20 protein-coding genes and 3 pseudogenes are annotated in these 19,620 nt (G+C 41.5%); 8 read left to right on the forward strand and 15 right to left on the reverse strand.

Translation table 11 applies throughout. The features are described from left to right. Positions 1 to 24: 24 nt before the first annotated feature. The 8 genes from BMY78_RS33775 to BMY78_RS14885 all read right to left on the reverse strand — a co-directional run bounded on the left by BMY78_RS33775 (position 25) and on the right by BMY78_RS14885 (position 6,544). On the reverse strand, positions 25 to 246 hold the full coding sequence (locus tag BMY78_RS33775; protein ID WP_090902472.1) for a DNA polymerase Y subunit UmuC family protein: 222 nt from the start codon (positions 244 to 246) through the stop codon (positions 25 to 27). Positions 247 to 1,498: 1,252 nt separating this feature from the next. Next, a complete protein-coding gene (locus BMY78_RS14860) occupies positions 1,499 to 1,834 on the reverse strand; it encodes a DUF262 domain-containing protein (RefSeq protein ID WP_090900002.1) in 336 nt (111 codons plus the stop codon). A gap of 58 nt (positions 1,835 to 1,892) precedes the next feature. Continuing rightward, positions 1,893 to 3,260, reverse strand: a complete 1,368-nt coding sequence (locus BMY78_RS14865) for a vWA domain-containing protein (protein ID WP_090900006.1) — start codon at positions 3,258 to 3,260, stop codon at positions 1,893 to 1,895. Positions 3,261 to 3,263: 3 nt separating this feature from the next. Then, the gene (locus BMY78_RS14870; RefSeq protein ID WP_256222132.1) at positions 3,264 to 4,121 is read right to left on the reverse strand and encodes an AAA family ATPase; all 858 of its coding nucleotides are present in this window, start codon (positions 4,119 to 4,121) and stop codon (positions 3,264 to 3,266) included. Continuing rightward, positions 4,042 to 4,359 (reverse strand): AAA family ATPase, encoded by a 318-nt coding sequence (locus BMY78_RS33320; protein ID WP_256222133.1) that lies wholly within the window; start codon positions 4,357 to 4,359, stop codon positions 4,042 to 4,044. The genes BMY78_RS14870 and BMY78_RS33320 overlap by 80 nt, the downstream gene beginning before the upstream one ends. A gap of 93 nt (positions 4,360 to 4,452) precedes the next feature. Beyond that, positions 4,453 to 5,349 carry a DUF6744 family protein gene (locus BMY78_RS14875; RefSeq protein WP_090900009.1) on the reverse strand — a complete coding sequence of 299 codons (897 nt, stop codon included), beginning with the start codon at positions 5,347 to 5,349 and terminating at the stop codon, positions 4,453 to 4,455. A gap of 201 nt (positions 5,350 to 5,550) precedes the next feature. Next, positions 5,551 to 5,982 (reverse strand): hypothetical protein, encoded by a 432-nt coding sequence (locus BMY78_RS14880; protein ID WP_090900012.1) that lies wholly within the window; start codon positions 5,980 to 5,982, stop codon positions 5,551 to 5,553. A gap of 232 nt (positions 5,983 to 6,214) precedes the next feature. Beyond that, the gene (locus BMY78_RS14885) at positions 6,215 to 6,544 is read right to left on the reverse strand and encodes a hypothetical protein (protein ID WP_090900014.1); all 330 of its coding nucleotides are present in this window, start codon (positions 6,542 to 6,544) and stop codon (positions 6,215 to 6,217) included. A 1,178-nt stretch (positions 6,545 to 7,722) separates the two neighbouring features. On the opposite strand from BMY78_RS14885, the gene BMY78_RS14890 reads away from it, so the two are divergent. Continuing rightward, positions 7,723 to 8,544: a hypothetical protein gene (locus tag BMY78_RS14890; protein ID WP_090900017.1), complete on the forward strand. Its 822-nt coding sequence runs from the start codon at positions 7,723 to 7,725 to the stop codon at positions 8,542 to 8,544. Positions 8,545 to 8,831: 287 nt separating this feature from the next. Next, positions 8,832 to 9,182, forward strand: coding sequence for a hypothetical protein (locus tag BMY78_RS14900; protein ID WP_090900023.1), 351 nt, complete (start codon positions 8,832 to 8,834; stop codon positions 9,180 to 9,182). A gap of 366 nt (positions 9,183 to 9,548) precedes the next feature. Here the strand turns inward: BMY78_RS14900 and BMY78_RS14905 are convergent, their stop codons facing one another. After that, complete coding sequence (locus BMY78_RS14905) at positions 9,549 to 10,148, reverse strand: TetR/AcrR family transcriptional regulator (protein WP_090900026.1); 600 nt, start codon at positions 10,146 to 10,148, stop codon at positions 9,549 to 9,551. A gap of 193 nt (positions 10,149 to 10,341) precedes the next feature. On the opposite strand from BMY78_RS14905, the gene gap reads away from it, so the two are divergent. The 3 genes from gap (at position 10,342) to BMY78_RS33325 (ending at position 12,069) form a co-directional block, all read left to right on the forward strand. Then, positions 10,342 to 11,352, forward strand: coding sequence for a type I glyceraldehyde-3-phosphate dehydrogenase (gap, locus tag BMY78_RS14910; RefSeq protein WP_090900029.1), 1,011 nt, complete (start codon positions 10,342 to 10,344; stop codon positions 11,350 to 11,352). 220 nt (positions 11,353 to 11,572) lie between these two features. Next, on the forward strand, positions 11,573 to 11,812 hold the full coding sequence (locus tag BMY78_RS14915; protein ID WP_090900032.1) for a NifU family protein: 240 nt from the start codon (positions 11,573 to 11,575) through the stop codon (positions 11,810 to 11,812). Between the two features lie 143 nt (positions 11,813 to 11,955). Next, positions 11,956 to 12,069 carry an SOS response-associated peptidase gene (locus BMY78_RS33325; protein ID WP_256222218.1) on the forward strand — a complete coding sequence of 38 codons (114 nt, stop codon included), beginning with the start codon at positions 11,956 to 11,958 and terminating at the stop codon, positions 12,067 to 12,069. A 213-nt stretch (positions 12,070 to 12,282) separates the two neighbouring features. Here the strand turns inward: BMY78_RS33325 and xerS are convergent, their stop codons facing one another. Continuing rightward, positions 12,283 to 13,362, reverse strand: a complete 1,080-nt coding sequence (gene xerS, locus BMY78_RS14925) for a tyrosine recombinase XerS (RefSeq protein WP_090900035.1) — start codon at positions 13,360 to 13,362, stop codon at positions 12,283 to 12,285. A gap of 377 nt (positions 13,363 to 13,739) precedes the next feature. Between xerS and BMY78_RS33330 the strand changes: the two are divergent. The 3 genes and pseudogenes from BMY78_RS33330 (at position 13,740) to BMY78_RS14935 (ending at position 15,740) form a co-directional block, all read left to right on the forward strand. Further along, positions 13,740 to 14,294: pseudogene (locus tag BMY78_RS33330) on the forward strand (DUF2306 domain-containing protein). A 57-nt stretch (positions 14,295 to 14,351) separates the two neighbouring features. Continuing rightward, positions 14,352 to 14,444 (forward strand): annotated as a pseudogene (locus BMY78_RS33630) (sugar ABC transporter permease); the annotation flags it as partial. Between the two features lie 105 nt (positions 14,445 to 14,549). Beyond that, the gene (locus BMY78_RS14935; RefSeq protein ID WP_256222134.1) at positions 14,550 to 15,740 is read left to right on the forward strand and encodes an MFS transporter; all 1,191 of its coding nucleotides are present in this window, start codon (positions 14,550 to 14,552) and stop codon (positions 15,738 to 15,740) included. Between the two features lie 161 nt (positions 15,741 to 15,901). Here BMY78_RS14935 and BMY78_RS14940 read toward each other — a convergent pair. The 5 genes and pseudogenes from BMY78_RS14940 to BMY78_RS14955 all read right to left on the reverse strand — a co-directional run. Beyond that, a pseudogene (locus BMY78_RS14940) lies at positions 15,902 to 16,343 on the reverse strand (nitrilase-related carbon-nitrogen hydrolase); the annotation flags it as partial. Then, entirely contained in the window at positions 16,283 to 16,525 is a 243-nt protein-coding gene (locus BMY78_RS14945) for a uroporphyrinogen-III synthase (protein ID WP_090900038.1), read from the reverse strand. The pseudogene BMY78_RS14940 and the gene BMY78_RS14945, both read right to left, overlap by 61 nt. After that, entirely contained in the window at positions 16,518 to 16,844 is a 327-nt protein-coding gene (locus BMY78_RS14950; RefSeq protein ID WP_256222135.1) for a hypothetical protein, read from the reverse strand. Before BMY78_RS14950 ends, BMY78_RS14945 begins: the two co-directional genes overlap by 8 nt. Positions 16,845 to 17,217: 373 nt before the next feature. Next, positions 17,218 to 17,370: a hypothetical protein gene (locus tag BMY78_RS32845; protein ID WP_177185745.1), complete on the reverse strand. Its 153-nt coding sequence runs from the start codon at positions 17,368 to 17,370 to the stop codon at positions 17,218 to 17,220. 217 nt (positions 17,371 to 17,587) lie between these two features. Further along, positions 17,588 to 19,507, reverse strand: a complete 1,920-nt coding sequence (locus BMY78_RS14955) for a family 43 glycosylhydrolase (protein ID WP_090900044.1) — start codon at positions 19,505 to 19,507, stop codon at positions 17,588 to 17,590. Positions 19,508 to 19,620: the final 113 nt, after the last annotated feature.

Here is a 19,620-nt window from a genome sequence, read left to right on the forward strand (position 1 = left end):
TCCCAAAACGTGCTTTCATGGTCGCTAAGTTGCATTGACCAGGCCCCCAATAGTATAAATGCCCATACGGGCTAAGTTTCGTTCCTTCCTCCCTCCAACACCCCAGCACTCGCGGACGGGATGGTTCCAAATTTTCTGCGGAAATGTCTCATAGCTTACTTCATCAATGAAACCAGTCGCTTCGTTATTTTTGTCCAGAATATAGAGTGCTATCTTGCTCTGGAGTATGTTATCTCCTAGCCCAATCGCAGTGGGTCACCCCATTTCTGTTTTAATAATCTCCTGAAGCTTTCGAGTAAATGTCTAAATTATCTCCAAACAAATTCTGCGTATCGTACGTAATAAATATTTCATCTATACTAAGTGATCGTAAACATCCAACTATTCGTAATCGCTTTAAACTTGTACCGATTGCCGTATCATATCAAAACCACAGTCCAACTGCTTGGCGTCTATGTCTAACCGATAGTGTCTTCTGCTACCACATCACCGAACTCAAACCCTGCATTATCAGCTATTTCTTGGCGACATTCCTGCTTAGTGTACAACATTCCATTATAAAATTAATGAGGCCGCTAAATGTTCTTGTCCCTCAACCTTTGCGTTCACTGAATTTTGCTCAAGTCGGACTTTCTCGACACGAAGAAGCCTCCGAACCGAATCGGAGGCTTCTTTTCTATTGATATTGAGTTTACAAACGCGTTCGTGGGGAGTTTTTTTCTTAGCTTGAATAATCCGACGCGTTCATAGTGCCTCTTTTGACCCCGATGTAATAGATCATCCCTTCCGTTCTTAGGTTCACATCCAGGATAGCATCGCCATACGTACCTGCGGACGAAATAGAGAATCGCCCCGACGTATCAGTCTGCACTGGAATGATAGTCTTTATGAACTGAAACTTGAAACTGTTCAAAGCCATTGAGCTGCAGTTCCAGTCCATGAATTGTCTTATAACTGAAGGCAACCTCCTGAATGATAAATGGTATACTGACAATCTCTTTGACCCAATCTTGCGAAGAAAGCCTAATATTCAATTTAAGCTTTAAACCAATCAACATTTTCTCCATTTCTTTAAGCGGAAGGTCCAGTTGTTCTTCAATGGAATCCTGGCTTAGATCGTTTTCTTCATCCGGAGTACTCTCATCACAGTCAACTAAACTAAAGGTAGAGCCCTCTTGTAATTTTAATGGCTCCCGTGACTATGTTCTTGTCATTCAACAGTTGAAGCAGCTGCTTTATGATTGTAATCCACCATTTAGTCTGTTAGTCGATCAAAAGGACTCACTACCCACACTTAGCTATTCATCTAATCGGTAATCGGACGATGTTCTTGTCCATTCCGGCAATCGGTACAAGTTCTTGTCCTTGGCTCGGGACAAGAACTTGTACCGATAAAATAAAAAAGCCGCTAAATTAGCGACTGATATGCTCCCCTCATAGTAGACAGTAGAAAAAAACAAAACTTTCTACGGTTACTATGAGGGGAGCATATCAGACTTCAATGGGAACATGTTCTTGTCACCGACAGATGTCGTTTACCGGCAATCGACTCTCCATTGAGATCCGCTGTTCCATTACTCAACTTGTAATCGCCATCGGCAAAGAAGAAAACTGACTCCCAACGCTGTCTACCATCAATAACCCAGATATATCCGTCTCCGTTATTCCAAACGAGAATATTTGGGATGTAGCGATCCCTAATGACGGAATCGACCAGGTACGAGCGTCGATCATTCTTCCACACGCTGTTGCGTTGGAATGGCAAATCAAATCGAATACGTTCACGTATATTTAAAAGACTTTTTGTAGTTCTCTGAATACTTGACCTTTTCATACTTGTATCCTCCTCATATTAAGAAAACAGGACGCATTGTACACGCCCTGTTCTTTGGTCATATATCAAAAGCCTGCTCTATAGATTGATCCTCAAACGACGAGGCTCGAACAATTCGATCAGAGAATCCGTCTACTCCATGAATGGATTCTTTCCCTAATAACAAGGACAAGACAGAAAATCCTTTTTGTTCCTTCAAGCTAGTCCACGCTTTTAAAAAATCATGATTTACATGCGCTTCCCCATCAGTAACAAAAATAACATCTGCTTGATTAAATCGACTTTGTTTAATGACTTCGCTTGCTTTGTTTAAGGGTTGTACAAAATTCGTACCTCCGTCAAGAAAAACGGTAGCAAGCTGAATCATATCTTGCACTTCAATTTTTCCTCGCTCATAGATGATTGCATCAGAAGCATGTGAGGAAAACGGAATCCACGCAAAATCCCTTCTCTGTTTCCGAGCAATGCTCATGAGTGCCAAAGCGAATCCCTTGGAAATAGTATCCTGATCCTTCATACTACCAGATTGATCTAGACACAGGATGATTGGCCCTTTACCGAGATGCTCTTTTCCCTTCGTATCATACTGAAGAGTTTGACATTCCGCATATCGGCGTAAGAAATCCAATTTGCTAATGGGGCTGGCGTAACTGCCCAGCTCCATCGGCAGCAGTTGCTCAATATCACTCCCTTGCCGAATTCCATTCCGATCAATCGCATCCTTATGTTTAGAACGCTGTTTACGATTCGCAATGACCTTCATTCGTCCTGCCCATTTTGCGATTTCCTTCAAATTCTTATTATGACTCAACTTTTCAGCAAGAAATAATTGCTCTTTTAAAGGAACCTTCTTCAGCTCACTGTCACCACTTCCGGCCTGTATTCCACCTAAAATAGATTTCACATTTTCTTTAGTCTCTACCGCCTCATCAGCAGCCTGAGCGAGCATTTGTGATAATTGAGAACCGTTCTGATTAAGTGCTGCGGATAAAGCATCTGTAGCTTGCTGGGAAGCTCCCTTTTCTCCTTGAATGAGCTTCTTTAAAGCTTCTGCCAAGTCTTGATCTTGCTTAGCCTGCTCTTTTAACCATCCAAGAACGGTTTCACTGTATTTCGTTGTGCCAATGGCTGCTGCCAGATCATCCAAGCGAGTAAACTCACGAAAATCCAGATATCCTTGATCAGTCATGACTTTTTTCATGAGCTGATGGTTCATTCCAATTTCTTCAGGAACCTCATCAAGTAGCTCTGGCTTCATTTTGAACAACCCGGCCCATAGATCACTCATTAAAGGTTGGATCAAGGGGAATATGTTTTTCCCCTCTTTTCCAATTTTCTTGAGGCTGTCCGACATTTCCATTAACTGTCCAAATCGTCTACGGTCATATGCATCTGTGTTTAAAACAGATTTCATAGGTTCCTTCATCTGCTACACTCCCAACACTTGTGACGCGATACCACTCAAAGAGCTTTGAACAGTTGTAATCGTACTCTCAATTTCTGATCTGTTTGGTTGTTCTTTTTGAAGTTTTTCCAGCTCATTGACCAACGATTTCAGTTTCTTCGTACTTTCAACAGCAACGTCCGTAGAATTACTGGACTGATCCAAATTTTTCATAATATCTGCTGTTTCAGCTTCAATTCCTTGAATACGTGTCTTCACCGCATCCTGAGCATAGTTCCGCACGATTTTCATGACCTTATCGCGTTGTTCCGGTTTTTCCCACAAACTGTTCTTGAGAATCATGAGGTCTTCCAAGATAGCCTTATCTCTGCCAGCAAGTACGGCCTTCGCGCGGATCACAGAGAGAGTCTGTTTAAAACGTCGATCCGAAGGACGAATCCCTTCATCCATCAGTTCTCTCCTAATTTTGCTCAAGGCATCAAAAACCTCATCAGGAATCACTACCGTGTCACTAAAAAATTGAAGTTGAAACAGTTCTTCAATATTCATATCCGCAGGAGATGGTGGAGATCCTTTCAACATGGATACAAAAGACTGATCCTCTCCGATATAGTTAACCTCAAATCTCAGTAGAAATCGGTCGAACAATGCCTCCAGTCCTTCCCCTTCCTCAGGATACTCATTTGAGCTGCCAATGAGTGACATGAGCGGAACTTGTGCTGGCGCGCCATCATTGTAAAATATCCTTTCATTAATGAGTGTCAAAAGTGCATTCAAAATGGCACTATTCGCTTTAAAAATCTCATCGAGAAAGGATGTATGTGCCGTTGGTAATTTGCCAGCCGTGTTCCGCTTGTACACACCCTGTTCCAATTCTTTCAAAGATACAGGTCCAAATAGCTCCTCTGGTGTACTGAAGCGTGTCAGACAGCCATTGAAAATAATTGGCTCCTGTAATACGCTTGGTCAAATCACTCACCATTGCGCTCTTTCCTGTTCCGGGCGGTCCAATCAAAAGGGCATGTTGACGAGCAATCATGGCTACCATAAGCCCTTCAATGACTTCTTCACGTTCTGCATATTGTTGTGACAACGCATTTTGAATATTTTTAATTTTCATATTTAAGTCCTCCATATATTGGTTTTAGAAATTAAAAAGAGCTGAACCTAAAAAGAAATAGGGGTAGCTCCGTTCAACAAGACAATGTGAAACTCAATCGGCCATATTTGCTAATGCATCCGCAACTCTCTTACGGATGAGCGCAACATAAGCCTCCATTTCTTGCAAATTCCCTGTAACAATAATTTCGTAGTCTTTAAAGTTGCTCACCACATTTTTCGCATCCTCAAGAATAGCTTTTAAATCATTCTTCTTGAGTTGATTCTCTACCCCGTTCTCACAAGCAGCCAGTGTTGAACGGAGATGATCCATCAATTTCCGAGTCACCATGTTTTTCATATCCAACGTGTTCATGACAGGAACCTTCTCCGCTTCCCCTTTTTCAAGTGAAACAATAAAGCGGATCAGTGCATCCAAGTTTCCATCAAATTGTGCTGGAACAAAATAGACACCTCCAGATGGCCTTACTGGGGTTGGTGACATACTCTTTAAAGCATTCGTAATCACGGTTCGTAATGTAGTAGACCCATAGTTGTTTCGGAAGATATCAAATTGTAGGGCAGCATTACTAACGAGTTGCTGCGCCATGGAAGAGACGTAACTGGCATCTACCTTCTCCGTTTTCCGATCCAATACTAGCGATCCTACATCCGGGATGTAGTTCAACCTTCTCCCTTTGGTATCCACCGTTTCGCAAACCAAATTAAGTTGCACGAAAGAACTTGTCGATGCCACTTCTCTAAACATGTAGTTCTCATATACACCGGGCGACATCTCCCGTTTAAACTTTTCACTGGTCGCTCTTCTAAAAGCGTCTGGTAGACGAATTGCATTTGGCATCCAGCCTTCTCCCAGCCCTGTATCGGTAAGCTTCTGTTTCAAGTCTTCAGGCGTGATTAGCATATTAGATAAGGAGTTCCAAGTTAAAAATCCAATTGCATCCCCTTGACCAGCCGCAACCACAACAGCATCTTTTAAAATTGAGTTCAATGAAAAAACCTCCTCGTTTTTGGAATAAAGAAGAACACTTGAAAGTTGTTCAAGTGTTCAGATCAACATTATATGCTTGCTTACAGATAGTCTTTGACTGGCTTGCTGCCACCATAAAGTTCAAAGTTGGTTGTGATAAAGTGCTCCAACTCCTCACGGGTGACCCCATCAAACTCTTCAAGTCTTTCATAAATGTACATTTTATCCAATGCCTTTGCGTATCGTGGGTAAGACTTTTCCACGATATGTCGAATCGTACTCCAGTGCTGGACAAATCCACATATCGTAGAGAACGTTATTCCCGACATCAAGTACACCAAGACCAGTAGCCCCAAAACCTCTTTTTTTGAAGTCGATTTCCAATTGCCTATAAACCTCTTGTTCAAAAATAATCTCGAAGATGAGTTCACCATCTTGCTTCCAATTTTCCAACGTAATGAGGTCAAGATTGTGTCGTTTAGTGTACTCCCTGAGCAAGTTTTCCAAAGATTCATCCGACAGTTTAGACAAGTATTCATAACAAGCAAATTGCTTTGCTTTATAAAACTTTCCTTGAATATTCTCTTCAACATGCCGCTGAAGGACAATACGTACAAGCGCCAGCGGGTCATATGTAAATTTCACTGTTTTCATCCTACCTTACCTCCTTCATCTGCAACAGATATCCAACGCGCTGGCAGTATTCCAAACGAGTCATTCTGCCTAACATGTAGTTATCAAAAACACGTTCGATTGAATGAGATACTGGTTCTCGACAAACTCTCCAATTATTTCTCATTTCATATCACTTTCCTTATTAAATTGAGAAAGCCGATTTCATCGCATGGGATACATGCATAAAATCGGCTTTTCTGTATTGTTCAAGCTATACACGAAACATTTTCACTCTCGGTACAACGATTGAACTTTCATTCATTTGTTGTGTCAGGTCAGCAATGTTGGATACCAACTGCTTACGACCTTCTTCACGTTCTTTAATATCATCCAGCAAATCTTGTCCAAAGACCATTACTTGCTGCACGCTTTGCCAAAAAGGTTGTCCTTTAAGAGCCTGCACGTTAATTTCATTTCCGTCCGTTTTGTAAAAGAAACTTTGAGTTTCCATATCGAAACGGACGGTATCACTGATTTTCACTTCTGTTTCAGCGGTTCCCCATACTTCTACAGCGACATAAACAGTTACTCCGGCCATCATCTGAAGAAAGCCACAGCATTTTTATGACGTTTTTTCTCTTCATGGAGGAACCCACCTACCGCTGTATGAATCGTACTTTTTGCATCTTTACCTCTGAACAGTTTAAACATTTTAATCATCCTCTCGATTTTTAATGAAACGCAAAAAAGCCGATCTCCGCACGGACGAATCCATGCAAAAATTGGCTTTTAAAACTCAGTAACATTGCTTTTCCAAGAGCCTTTCGGTACTCTTCATTCCTTGTCTCCAGCAAACGGGAGCTGCGGAACTTCATTGGCTTTAGCCTTTTGTCCTACATTTTATCCTCTCTTCATTTCTGTCTTTATCAGAACGGAGATATAGGTTGAGGTGTTACACTAGACTTGTTCTTTCGATACAAGCTACCCTACTTTGTAACTCTGTGAAGACCAAAGTCAAAGTGACGGATAGACTCTTGTCTCCAGCAAAATGGGAGTTTAGGAGTTAAGGAATAATTTATAAAATTATTATACCACTGGAGCACATCTTAGTTCAAGAGTACGTCGAAAATCATATATATTCAGGAAAGTTCTCGACTGAACTCAAAAGTTTGGTCGAAGTTTCACATATTCTGGATCGCCAGGCTGAAGGTCTATCTACGGGTTATAAGCTACTGCGTAAATATGATCGGTTGGCACGATTCTGATGTTCATTACTGATACCTCCTTATAGCAACAAAAAAAGGACAAACCGTAAGGCTCGTCCTAGAAAAAATCATTTTTAAATGTTCAACAAATCAATAGATGAGGCGGCTTCCCCGATATCTCGCAGATCGACGAAGCTGGTCTTGCCCTTGCCTGCAAGGCACGAATATGAGATAAATTAGTCTCAGAGATAGAGACTTTATCTTTAAAAAACCAGCGAATGAACGAAGAGAATTCGATTTTGAAAAACTATTTAACTATTAAATCCACTAAAATAAAGCAATTGCTTAATGAAAATAAAAAGCTGCAAGCTTACATTTCAATAACATGAAAAATGGCGGACATTTGTCTGCCTTTTTTTATCTTCATTATCGATTGTAATTAAAAACCATAATTAACATTGTAATTACATAATGAATACAATTAAGCGTATTTAATGTTATAAAATAGAAAATATAGTCATTTAGGGAGTTTTTCTCAACTAAAACAATTGGAAGTCGAAGGGAGATTCTATCTGTGAAAAAATTAATTACAGTTGCTTTATCCATCGCACTGTGCCTTGAGGTTGTTGTTCCTACGGTGATGCTTGCAGCTCCAAATGCACTGGAAGCTAGCGTAAGTCAACTTTCACAAGAAAAACAAAACTTTATTTTCTTAGAAGGAAAACCGGGAGACGCGCATCTTGTATATACCTATGAAAGCAATGGAGATACGTATAAAGTTGAAGAAAGAGCTAATAAGGATTTTACTGAGGTTGACAGCACTATTTATGTGAAAAACGCTGAAGGAGAATTCGTTAAGCATGCAACTCAAAATGCTATCATCGATACTCAGAACTCTCTTTTCCAAGTTACTACTAATGAGAATGGAGTAACTGAAACAGAAACACAAAATTTTGGTGTCGATCCAACCGATCTCTCAACTATCCCCAATATCCCTATGCGTCCTGATAGAGGCGATCTGATTACCCCTTTTGATAGTTATATGGGAGGTGCTGTATCTGCCTGGTATTACGGTTCATGGGTTGATGGTAGTAGCAAGATAGAAAGATATACTGTCACTGCAGTGACAGCCTTACTTATTGGGTTAGCGACCGCCGCAAACCCCTCAGCTGCAGTTGCAACATCAGTTATAGGTACTATGGCTCTTACCATTGTTCAAGACCAAATTCCACTTGTATATTATAAACGGCGGTATGCAGAAAAAAAATCCTTAGTCGCAACAACTGTCATTGTCGGATCTAAATGGGACACTATTTTTTATAGTAATTCAGCCCGTACGAATGAATTAGACCGTACAACCGCAACGAAATTTTTGAGCGGGTATGTGGCGGATTGAAAATGAATTTGAAAATTTTTCTCAAAAACTTCTTAGGATTCTTCATACTCTGCAGCTTAGTATTTATTGGTTTTAATATGTTAGTACGACATAAATCTTGGGATGAAATCGATCATATGCTAAATTTACTTAGCGCTACTATCATCAGTTTAGTAGTAGGTATTTCAAAGGCAAGAAAGTAAGCTTTTTTACTTAATCCCCCTAAATGACTATAAATTGCTCAGTACCATTCGTTATACGTCTGGTACTGAGTTTTATTTTGACTTCGGGGCTATAGTTTATAAACTATGCAAAATAAGGCTTATTTTGATAAGGGAGATCCCTTTGAAGTCCACAAAAAAATAAAACAAGAGTTTAATAAGCTACATAAATGGGTGCTAAAAACTTCTAAATACAAGATAATAGTTCAGCTCTATGAGCAAGTTCAACAAGAATCATATCAAGTCTATGTAGGTACTCTGGAGCAATTACAAATTATTCAGGCACATAACTCAAAATACGATCTGAAAATTAATCACGTTCTTAGTGAACTTGGGAAGCTTAAACAAGATTACATAACGAACTCTCAGGAACTGTGTTTTGCAAAAGAATATGAAGCAGTCAATGTTCCGAAACAACTGGATATAAGCCCGATTTAAAACGTTGCCCTCATTTGCTGGACCCGGAGTACATCCTAGTCGCAGACCGGTCATATGGCAAACCTAAACAGTTTGACCGCTACCAGAAACAAGAAAATCGGTAGTGCTTTGTCATTCGGTTCCGCGATCATACCACCTTTACCCTTCCAACGCCACGGGTATGCGAACGTCCCTTAGGGAAGCATTGAGCAAGATTTGATCTGCCAGTTAGGGAAAAACAAGGCCCTTTCCAAAAACCGGTTGAGTCTGCATACGGTCAATAACCCCGGTAGACCAGCTACAAATACTTTTATGTCGATATACCTCCAAAATGTTGAGGGAGATCATAAAGCATCATATTCTCTCTACGCTTCTAAGCACAACTGATTAACTATTTTTCAAACAACAATTCTGTAAATAGAATGCAAAGCATGCTGTATTCATTTGCATATGCTTATTATCCCCATCTAACTTGCTGAGTAAAATGCCTCCTTCGAGCAAGGAAAAGGCAAATGAAGCAAGTGCATCCGCATTCATATCCTCCTTAAACTCCCCACTATATATTCCGTTAAGAATTATACTCTTTATCATATCCAAATGGTTATGCAGCCCTTGTCTTGCCCGATCTCGAAGTTCCGTATGAGTATCGTCACTTTCTACTGCTGTATTCTGCATAGGGCATCCGCCAACAAATGGTGGATTACCAACAACATCTTCATAAACACTAAAAAAAGCAAGTAACCGCCCTGACGCAGACTGCTCCCGTTCGACCGCCTCAGCAAATTTGCTGACAACTATACTGGCGGCGTAGTTGTAGGCTTCAAGCGCAATCTCATCTTTATTTGTAAAATGTCGATAGATGCCCCCCTTCTTAATCCCGGTGTCGGCAATAATATCATTTAACGATGTACCGGCATAACCTCTTTGATTAAAGATTGCTGCCGATTTCATAATAATGTGCTCTCTTGTTCGATCTCCTTTTTTCATAGCTTCCTCCGAATGATCTTATTCTAATCTAACATTATATCAAATTTTACGGCCGAAACCTTGCCAATGTCATAAATCTTGATATAATAAAGGTACCGATCGGTATCTTTATTTTTAAAAACAAACCATTCCAAAGGCAAATTGGACAAAAAAATGGGGAATGGATTTCGAACGAAAACAGGAGGTTTATTCAATGAGTATAAAAGTAGGCATTAATGGTTTTGGGCGAATCGGTAGACTCGCTTTCCGTCGAATTCAAGATGTGGAAAATATCGAGGTTGTAGCGATAAACGATTTAACTGACGCAAAAATGCTGGCGCATCTGCTCAAATATGATACTACACAAGGCACTTTCTATGGTGATATCGAAGTTCATGTTGGAGCCTTTACTGTTAACGGTCAAGAAATTAAAGTGCTGGCTCACCGCAACCCTGAAGAAATCCCATGGGGCGAGCTTGACGTAGATATCGTACTCGAATGTACAGGTTTCTTCACCACCAAAGAAAAGGCCGAGCTTCACCTGAAAGGCGGAGCAAATAAAGTTGTTATTTCTGCTCCGGCAACAGCCGACATGAAGACCATCGTGTATAACGTAAACCATGAAACACTGGACGGAACGGAAACCGTCATTTCCGGTGCTTCTTGCACAACGGTCAGTCTGGCTCCCATGGCTAAAGCTCTGAACGATAAATTTGGAATTCAATCCGGGTTGATGACAACCGTTCACGCCTATACAGGCAACCAGAATACCCTTGATGCGCCAGATTCAAAAGGAAACTTCCGCGCAGCACGGGCTGCAGCAGAGAACATTGTTCCTTACTCCACCGGCGCTGCTAAAGCCATAGGCCTCGTTCTTCCTGAATTGAAGGGGAAACTTGATGGTGCATCTCAGCGTGTACCTGTAGCAACAGGCTCCGTAACAGAACTCGTAGCTGTTTTGAACACGAAGGTTACGGTTGAAGAAGTTAATGCCGTTATGAGAAAAGCATCAGATCCAGAAACATACGGATATACTGAGGACGAGATCGTATCTTCCGATGTTAGAGGAATGACATTCGGGTCTCTTTTTGATGCCACTCAAACAAAAGTTCTAACAGTTGGCGACCAGCAACTAGTGAAAACTGTAGCCTGGTACGATAATGAAATGTCTTACACCGCGCAACTGGTTAGAACATTAGAATATTTCGCAAAAATCGCCAAGTAACACTGCTGCATTGCTTCTTGATTCTACCTGCAAGCGTCAAAAGAGCAGGGTTTATATGCACTGTACGGAAAGCTGCATAAGCAGGAGCAAGATCGGTACTTCCGATTTCTAGAAAGTTATTCCAGGTGAAGAGTTAAGTTTTATCAAGACATGATTGATGAATTAGAGAAAATGCGAACGGTGAAGCTGATAACACAGCCTCTATGAAAGGAGTCATGAAATGAGAGATTCTGAGGAATTGTTCAAAGATGTAGATGATGTATTGAGAAAACTGCGTCCTTATTTAAACCGCGATGGTGGAGATGCCGAATTGGTTCAAGTTAAGAATGGAGTGGCTAAATTAAAATTCTTGGGAGAGTGCAACGGCTGTCCTAGCGCAACGATCACATTGAAGGCTGGCATTGAACGTGCCATTTTTGAAGAAGTGGATGGCATTCATGAAGTCGTTCAAGTCTTCTAGAAAAAAGGGTGACCAAAAACAAACGGCTTCCTTGCTGACATACGTTTGGACCTGCCTTTTCGCTACAATAAGAGCGTAAGCTAACTTGAAACGCACGCAGCTTCACAGAGCCCAACAGTCTTATGGCTGAAATCCATAACCGTATGCCGGCCATAATTAGTCCGCATGATGAAGCAGAGTGGTTAAGCAGAGAAAAGGACAAGAAGAGCGTTACAGGACTTCTCAGACCATTTGCAGCAGAAGAGATGCGTGCATAAGGTGGATTCTTCGGTGGGTAATGTAAGGAACAATAACAAAGATCCCAAGAAGTTTCATAACAAAAGATTTAGGAGATGTGAATGCGATTTACTTGATGACTAGCGTAATACGCCGGTCTCGGAAGATGGGTTCGGCGTATTGTGTTTTGTGCATGGTCTTGTAAAATCTCCTTTCCATAAGTGATTTTTTGTTTGAGGTCCCGAACCAAGTTATCACCTGTTTAAGCTATCTGCTCTATTTACAGATTCACGGCGTTCTTCTTCTCCAACGTGTGTGTAAATCATAGTTGTGTTTAAATCGGAATGGCCAAGTTGATCCTTTAACGAGGCAAGATCTTTGTTTTCCTTATGATACTTGGTTGCAAATGTATGTCTTAACTTGTGAATTGTCAGTGCCGGCTTTCCAAAAGAACTCACATAGCGATCGAGCATTTTTTGTGAAGCCCTAACAGTTAATCGGCTTACTTTCCCGTGAGGTCCAGTAGGAAGTGAAAGAAAGATTGCTTCTTGTTTGTCATCTACACCATAATTGGTTTGACGAAAGGCCAAATATGACTTTAAATCATCCAATGCAATATTACTTACAGGTACTGAATCTTTCTTATTACCTTTTCTGTTAACCAAGACCTTGCCTTTAAGCCAGTCTATATCAGGAAGGTCAAGGGACAGAGCTTCAGACACTCGTAGACCTGAACCAAGAATAAGACTTACGAATGCTAAATCACGGTCTTTGTTCTTCAAGTGGGAATTCAGAATTCGTTTATTGTCTTTGCATACGATCTGAAATCCTTCAGCAATGAATTCTCTGAACTCAAAAATCTCTTCATCACGGAGGATTTTATCCTTAATTCGATCTGCTTTTGCCATTACAGTAATCTTTTCTTTTTCCGTCTCAATTTTGACCATTACATTGCGCTTTATGTATGGGTATCCATTTTCATCCTCGGAAAGTACAGATAGGTACTGAAACAATGACTTTAGAGAGGCGATCTTTCTGGCTATAGTATCCAATGAGTTTTCATGTTTTATTGAAAGAAAGTCTTTGTACCGTTCAACATCGTCTACGCGTAAAGACTCCAGTGTAGAAAGAGGACAATCGAGTCTAGTTCCATTATAGAATCCCTCTGAACTCAACCAATCCAAAAAAGAGATGTAATCTGAACAATAACCTAATAGAGTATTAGGTGACCTTTTACGAAGGTTACGAATGATATATTCCTTAGCATACCAAGGTAATTGATCCATTTTAATTTCTGTTTTTTCATAAAGACGTTTCCGTTCATCATTGTGCATAAGTTACCTCCAAATATGACATATTTGTTAAAAACGTATATTCATAGTATACCAAACATTTGTTCCTGTGTATAGATTACGCCTAACAAGAGTTATGCGTAATTAAGTTGATAGTTAGTTTTATAAAAGAAAGACGAGTCATCTTTTCCGGTTATCTTGGTGACTCATAACGACCATCAGACTGGAGAGTTTTCAAGGTGGCGCTGATGACTCTAAATAACATGTAATGGAGTTGCGCCATGACGATTAGTCGCAGTCTCTTGTTCTCGCTTAATTGCTGTTTTTTCATTTCACTGTTCACATTCGCCGGTTCCCATTTTGCCCGGTTGCGCAGTCAACGTGATTCTCGCCGATTGATAGGTAACGCGCCCAGGCTGATGAACACTAAAAGTGCTTTCCGCCTCCTGATTATCGTTGCTGCAGCCTTCGTCTTCTGGACGCTCTTGAATCGTTTCGCCCTGGATCCGGATGCGTCGGTTTTTTTGAGCCACAAGACCAAGCTCATCCGTCCGATGAATTTACCTGTCTGGCTAACTATGCTGAACGTTCACGTCATCTTCGCCTGCATCGCAATCGCTGCGGGAGTCATAAACTTTGCTAGTGCCAAGCTCCGTAAGTACCGGAAGATGCATCGTATTCTCGGCTACGTCTATGTCGTCGCCGTACTGGCCGTATGCATCACATCAGGCTATATGGCTCCTTTTGCGACCGGAGGCAAGATCGTGAGTGTAGCCTTCAATTTGCTTAATATCATTTAGATATTTATAACAGTGAACGCATACTTGCATATTCGACAAGGACGGGTTGAAAACCACCGCCGCTGGATGATCCGCAGCTACGCGTTCTGCTTTACAAATCAGATAATACATACGCTTATGCTTCTCTTCATCAACGCGCTGGGAATGAGCTACGAGGTACGGCGAGTGTTATAGGAACGATCGTACTTCTTTTCTTGGCGGCGGAATGGACCATTCGGAGACGCAAGGCTGGCGAGCAGGCTTCGTAAAATATGGCATATTACTTTGCCTGGGATTAAGCCTACCATTGTTATTTTGCTAATTTTACAAATCGGGAAGATGCTCTGATGAATCTTTGAGTATAGATTGATTCCTAATAGAAAAATACCAGTATATCTTTTTTCATTTTCACAGTAGTTATACAAAATAATATAAATAGGAGTGAATATTGTGTCTGTTACCAAATCAAAAGCATTTTTTATTTTCATCCTAGCTTTAGGGATTTTTGGAATCATTAATACAGAGATGGGCATTATCGGGATATTGCCACTCATTGCTGAAAACTTTGGAGTTAGCGTTTCAACTGCAGGCCTGCTTGTTAGCCTATTCGCACTCGCAGTTGCAATTTCAGGTCCTATCTTGCCATTGTTATTCTCAGGATTTAACCGTAAAGGTGTTATGCTTCTTGCTATCGGGCTATTTGTGGTTAGTAACGTTGTTTCTATGTTTGCCCCCAATTTTACAATAGCCTTAATAGCAAGAATTGTTCCTGCATTCCTACATCCGGTTTACGTGTCTGTTGCCTTTACTGCAGCTGCTTCCTCAGTTAGTCCAGAAATGGCTCCAAAAGCAATCGGTCGTGTATTCATGGGTCTCACCGCGGGTATGATTATTGGAATTCCAATTGCCTCTTTCATTGCGGACTATGCGAATCTTGAGATAGCGATGTTATTCTTTGCTGTTGTAAATGCTTTAACATTCTTGGCCATTCTTCTCTTTGTCCCTTCCCTTCCCGTGAAACAAAAACAGTCTTATGGTTCACAGGTTCGTATTTTGAAGAAAGGTGTTGTTTGGGCAGCCATCTTTGGTGCAATCTTTATCCTTTCTGGTATGTATGCAACATTCAGCTTCTTTGCAGAGTACCTTGGGCGTGTAACGGAAATGTCTTCAAATACGATTAGCTTAATGCTTATTCTATTTGGTTTAACAGGGATGATAGGTAATTTACTCGCAGGTAAATTACTTACAAATAATGCGTTAAAGACTGCCTTTGTCTATCCACTCGTGTTTGTTGGTAGTTATTTGGTACTATTCTTGCTCGGATCGTTTACTGTTCCCATGATACTTCTTATTGCTTTCTGGGGCGTATTGTTTACTTTTGGCCTTAATATCTCCCAGTACATGATCACTTCATCCGCGCCCGAAGCACCAGACTTCTCTAACGGTCTGTTCGTAGCGTTTTCAAATCTTGGAGTTACCATTGGTACAATGGTTAGTGGTGCATTTATCAATGGCATGGGTATTCAAAGCGTCATGTGGGTAGGAATTGTCTTCTTGTTACTTGGGTTCTTATCTATCCTATTATTTATACCTCTTACCCGTAAGTCCAATATAAAAGATGCATCCAAGTTAGCAGCTTAATATCTCTCCAACAAAAAAGGTCCTGAGTCGTTTGGTATTCCAACCTAACGATTCAGGACCTTTTCTATTTATCAATCAAGGTTTTTAAAAGCAGGTGCTCCTAATTGTGGAGTTGAAGTGTTTTTTGTTATAGTTCTGTGCTTTTCCAATCTACAATTTGAAATCAAGCCACCTATTCTGCCGAACGGGGTATCGATGACATTTAACGTACTGCCATCCCCTTGCCCCCACAGGATACGTTCGGAGCCGGTAGGAACCAGCTTACGGTGCTTGCCCAGTAAAGTCCCGTCCGGCCTGATATAAAACATTATACAAAGTGCCCGTACTGAACTCCTGATCCCTCTCTACCACGCCGATAATCAAATAAACTCCCAATTCTTTTGCCAATTGGCCCAACATTTCAGTTTCGGATCCCGGAACGTCAATCGAACTTTCCCAGTAGCGCTGCCAATCTTTTCTCCCTTCCACTGTACGGCTGCCAACACGCATACCGAAGCTGAGACCCCGCGGATACCCGGGCAGGAATATCTCGGGGAACACGATCAGTTGCGCGCCTTGTCCGGCAGAGCTCCAAGTCCCGTCCCTGTTGTGAAGATGGTCCAATCCGTGCCGCTTTCGAGCAGACGAAATAAGTCCCGTTCCAATTCCCGCTCTTGCAGCACAAGCAAACCCTGCTGCGGACGAACGATCACCTCACCGCCCTGCCGCTCAATAATCTCACCGAGCTCCTGTATTTTGCGTGAGCCGGTGATGGCGACCTTTCGCCCTGACAATCCTTTAGGCAAAATGTTCACCTACTCCTGCTTTCTTGAGCGTCGTTTTCAAATCACCCTTGAGAATTCCGTGAAGCTGCAAGGTTTGGCGGGTGGTGATGAGCATATTTTTGTAATCTGTATACTCATCCGCCAGCTTGTTAAAGACGAGATATTGATCCGAAGTTAGCACATCGCCCGGAATGCGGGCGCGGATCATCATGCTGTAATGCCGCTCCTTCCCCTCTATCTTAAGCTGTGCCCGTAAATCCCGATCATCCTGCTGATAGACGCCATGAAACTTGAGCACTTGAATATTATCCTCGGAAAAATACGGTTCTTCGTCCTGCAACGCTTCCTTTATTGTGCCCCTAGATGACGGCCCTACCGCTTGATGATCTCGACCTTGGATATCTTTTCGTCATTTGATGTTTTCATAAACCGAACTCACTCCCTTATTTAATTCTGATTTGATCAAAATGATAAACGAAAAAACGCTAAAAATAACCATCCAATATCGGTATATTTGTACCCACCCATTCTGGTTGGAGTTACCCTTTGCCCGTTATACAACAAATAGCCTCCGTTTCCACGGTACCCGTGGAAACGGAGGCTTATTTCGTTTGTGTGTGTAGTTCTAGTCTGACACTTCAATTCTAGCTCAATGCATTAAAAAGACAAAATATTTCATCATAATTGCAACAACCGCTTTAAGATCTTTACGGTCAGCTCCATTGATTGCTTGATTTTTCGCAGACATTTTCACAAATTCCGTATTTAACCTCAGGTACACCAGCAATCAGGATAAACTCCTTCTTCTTGTTAATGCTGCTACCAACATTAATTACACCATCTCGGTAAAGAATAAATGCTTTCATCGTCAGTATGCCTCCTCTGCCGGCCGAGACTCCCTGCAACTGGCTCACGGCTACGCGCGGCCAGCTTTTGGCCGGCAGCTGCCTCACGTAATTGTTGATCTGCTATCGGTATGCGTCCTGGTGCAGATCGATTTGATTAGTTTACTTTTCAGTGGCCTCGCTATAGGCATAGGTGTTTTGCTTAACTTCTAATTACATATACCTTTGCATTTTTGCTTCAGTTTGGTATTAGTTTAATGTAATCAATTAACAGATCGTAGTCTGAACTTGAGCCATTTTTACCTGCAACGTTAAACTTAAAAGATTTATCGCCTGCCGAGCTGAAGGTGATAGTAGCAACATTCAGTTCTACATAGTTAAATGCAGAGGAATATAAATCCTGAATCAGACCATGACTGACATCGTTTACAGACAATTGAAACTGCCCTCTGTTCGCTCCCTTTTTCACGCCGACCCTTACACTATAGCTTCGCGCTTCGGGCACATTCACCGTGTATGTCACAAAGTCGTTGACTGCATTGGCGTCTAGTGCAGTTCCAAATCCACCGCTCAAATTTAGGTCTCGACCGGTTCCATTCCCAAACATGGTGTGTTTGTCGCCAGAGGTTGCGCTTACAAATAAATTTTCTGTTTCATATCGGCTGCTTTGAACTGAAATATTATCAAATTTGGCAGCTGAATCATACGTTCTAAGACCAACACTGCCCCCAATATAGGTTGCATCCGTTACATTAATCTTAGGTATCGTCATATCATCAACATAGACCTTTATGGAAGCATCTTGTGCGACGATTTTAACATGATACTTTGTATTAGCCGTTAAGCTCATAGAAGCAGTGGAAAGCGATGTCCAATTGTTGTTAGCCTTTCCGATCAAAACCTTCTGATTGGGAACATCGAGTCCAGCATAGTAGCCTTGGTAAGCATCCGCACCCGTTCCAGGATTGGATACTCTAAATACCAGACCCGCATTGCCGGTTGACCCCGGTGTCACATCAGCTTCATAAATTACATCTGAGAAATTGGTATCCAAAAGTGCCTTGGCACCCGGATTTGATGCTACATTATACTGGCCGCCAGATACGGTCCATGCACCGCCATATTTGGTCCATCCCGTATCAGTACTGTCATCAAAGGTATCTTCTTCTGACATTTCGACTGGTTTTATCGTATTATCAGCATTAAACTCAAATTTATCAAATGCCAGTACGCGTTGTGAACTGCTCAGATAACGCTTATGGTAAAAAATGTACCAATCATTTGTTGTAGGTGATTGAACAATACCGTTATGACCAGGTCCATCTGCTGTTGTCGTATCGGTATGTAACATAATACCTTGCGGTACAAATGGTCCTGTTACAGAGCTGGACGTTGCATACATGACCTTATAAGATGAATCTGCCCAAACGCCTGCAGCATAAGTCAAATAGTATATCCCGTTTCTCTTGAACACTTTAGGCGCCTCAAAATAATCATTATCGCCCGTTTTAGTGGGCGTAACTTTCTTATAGACGGTTCCGTCAGACCATGTTCCCAAAGACTTCATGTCCGCGTTAAGTTTTACAACATTACACTCGCCCCAACTGCCATAATACATGTACGCTTGACCGTCATCATCTATAAATACATCTTGATCCATTGGGCCTGCACCATTTCGTACAACGTTGATAAGGGGGGCGCCAATCGCATCGGTATATGGACCTTGTGGATTATCAGCGACCGCAACGCCTATTCCGCCTAATTGTCCATCGCCATTGATTGCGTTAGCAGCAAAATAGATGTAGTATTTCCCATCGCGATAAGCCCCGCTCGGCGCCCACAAGGAGTGTTGCAACCATGATATATTGGCCGAGCTTATGACATTCGAGTATTTGGTCCAATTGACCATGTCTGTTGAAGAGAAGATGTCCACCGATTTTGCGCCAGTGTCGGATTCACCAACTTGAGTCGAACGAGTCGGATACACCCAATATGTGCCATTATATATCTGTACGTCAGGATCTGCATAATAGCCATCCACAAATTGTGGACCAGCGTGAATTGGAGCAGCATTTGCTAGTCCCGGTAAAGATACAATCAAGCAAAATACAATCGAAAAGCAAAACAATACATAATTAGATTTTTTAGTTTTTTTCATAATACAACCTCCTTCTGTAGTTGACTTGACAGTTTACTCCCCTCGTTACAAGATAGCGCTTACAAATTAATGGAATTTGAATGGTTCATTACTGAATCACCTATTGAATCAAT

It is taken from the genome of Paenibacillus sp. OK076 (assembly GCF_900110055.1).
Taxonomy (GTDB): Bacteria; Bacillota; Bacilli; order Paenibacillales; family Paenibacillaceae; genus Paenibacillus.

Excerpts from the sequence above, each read along its gene's own strand:
- BMY78_RS32845 (WP_177185745.1), bottom strand. The coding sequence starts at position 17,370 with ATGAAAGCATTTATTCTTTACCGAGATGGTGTAATTAATGTTGGTAGC.
- BMY78_RS14915 (WP_090900032.1), top strand. The coding sequence starts at position 11,573 with ATGAGAGATTCTGAGGAATTGTTCAAAGATGTAGATGATGTATTGAGA.
- BMY78_RS14905 (WP_090900026.1), bottom strand. The coding sequence starts at position 10,148 with ATGAAAAAAGGAGATCGAACAAGAGAGCACATTATTATGAAATCGGCA.
- BMY78_RS14955 (WP_090900044.1), bottom strand. The coding sequence starts at position 19,507 with ATGAAAAAAACTAAAAAATCTAATTATGTATTGTTTTGCTTTTCGATT.
- BMY78_RS14860 (WP_090900002.1), bottom strand. The coding sequence starts at position 1,834 with ATGAAAAGGTCAAGTATTCAGAGAACTACAAAAAGTCTTTTAAATATA.
- BMY78_RS14865 (WP_090900006.1), bottom strand. The coding sequence starts at position 3,260 with ATGAAGGAACCTATGAAATCTGTTTTAAACACAGATGCATATGACCGT.
- gap (WP_090900029.1), top strand. The coding sequence starts at position 10,342 with ATGAGTATAAAAGTAGGCATTAATGGTTTTGGGCGAATCGGTAGACTC.
- BMY78_RS14880 (WP_090900012.1), bottom strand. The coding sequence starts at position 5,982 with ATGAAAACAGTGAAATTTACATATGACCCGCTGGCGCTTGTACGTATT.
- BMY78_RS14900 (WP_090900023.1), top strand. The coding sequence starts at position 8,832 with ATGCAAAATAAGGCTTATTTTGATAAGGGAGATCCCTTTGAAGTCCAC.
- xerS (WP_090900035.1), bottom strand. The coding sequence starts at position 13,362 with ATGCACAATGATGAACGGAAACGTCTTTATGAAAAAACAGAAATTAAA.
- BMY78_RS33320 (WP_256222133.1), bottom strand. The coding sequence starts at position 4,359 with ATGAAAATTAAAAATATTCAAAATGCGTTGTCACAACAATATGCAGAA.
- BMY78_RS14885 (WP_090900014.1), bottom strand. The coding sequence starts at position 6,544 with ATGATGGCCGGAGTAACTGTTTATGTCGCTGTAGAAGTATGGGGAACC.
- BMY78_RS33325 (WP_256222218.1), top strand. The coding sequence starts at position 11,956 with ATGCCGGCCATAATTAGTCCGCATGATGAAGCAGAGTGGTTAAGCAGA.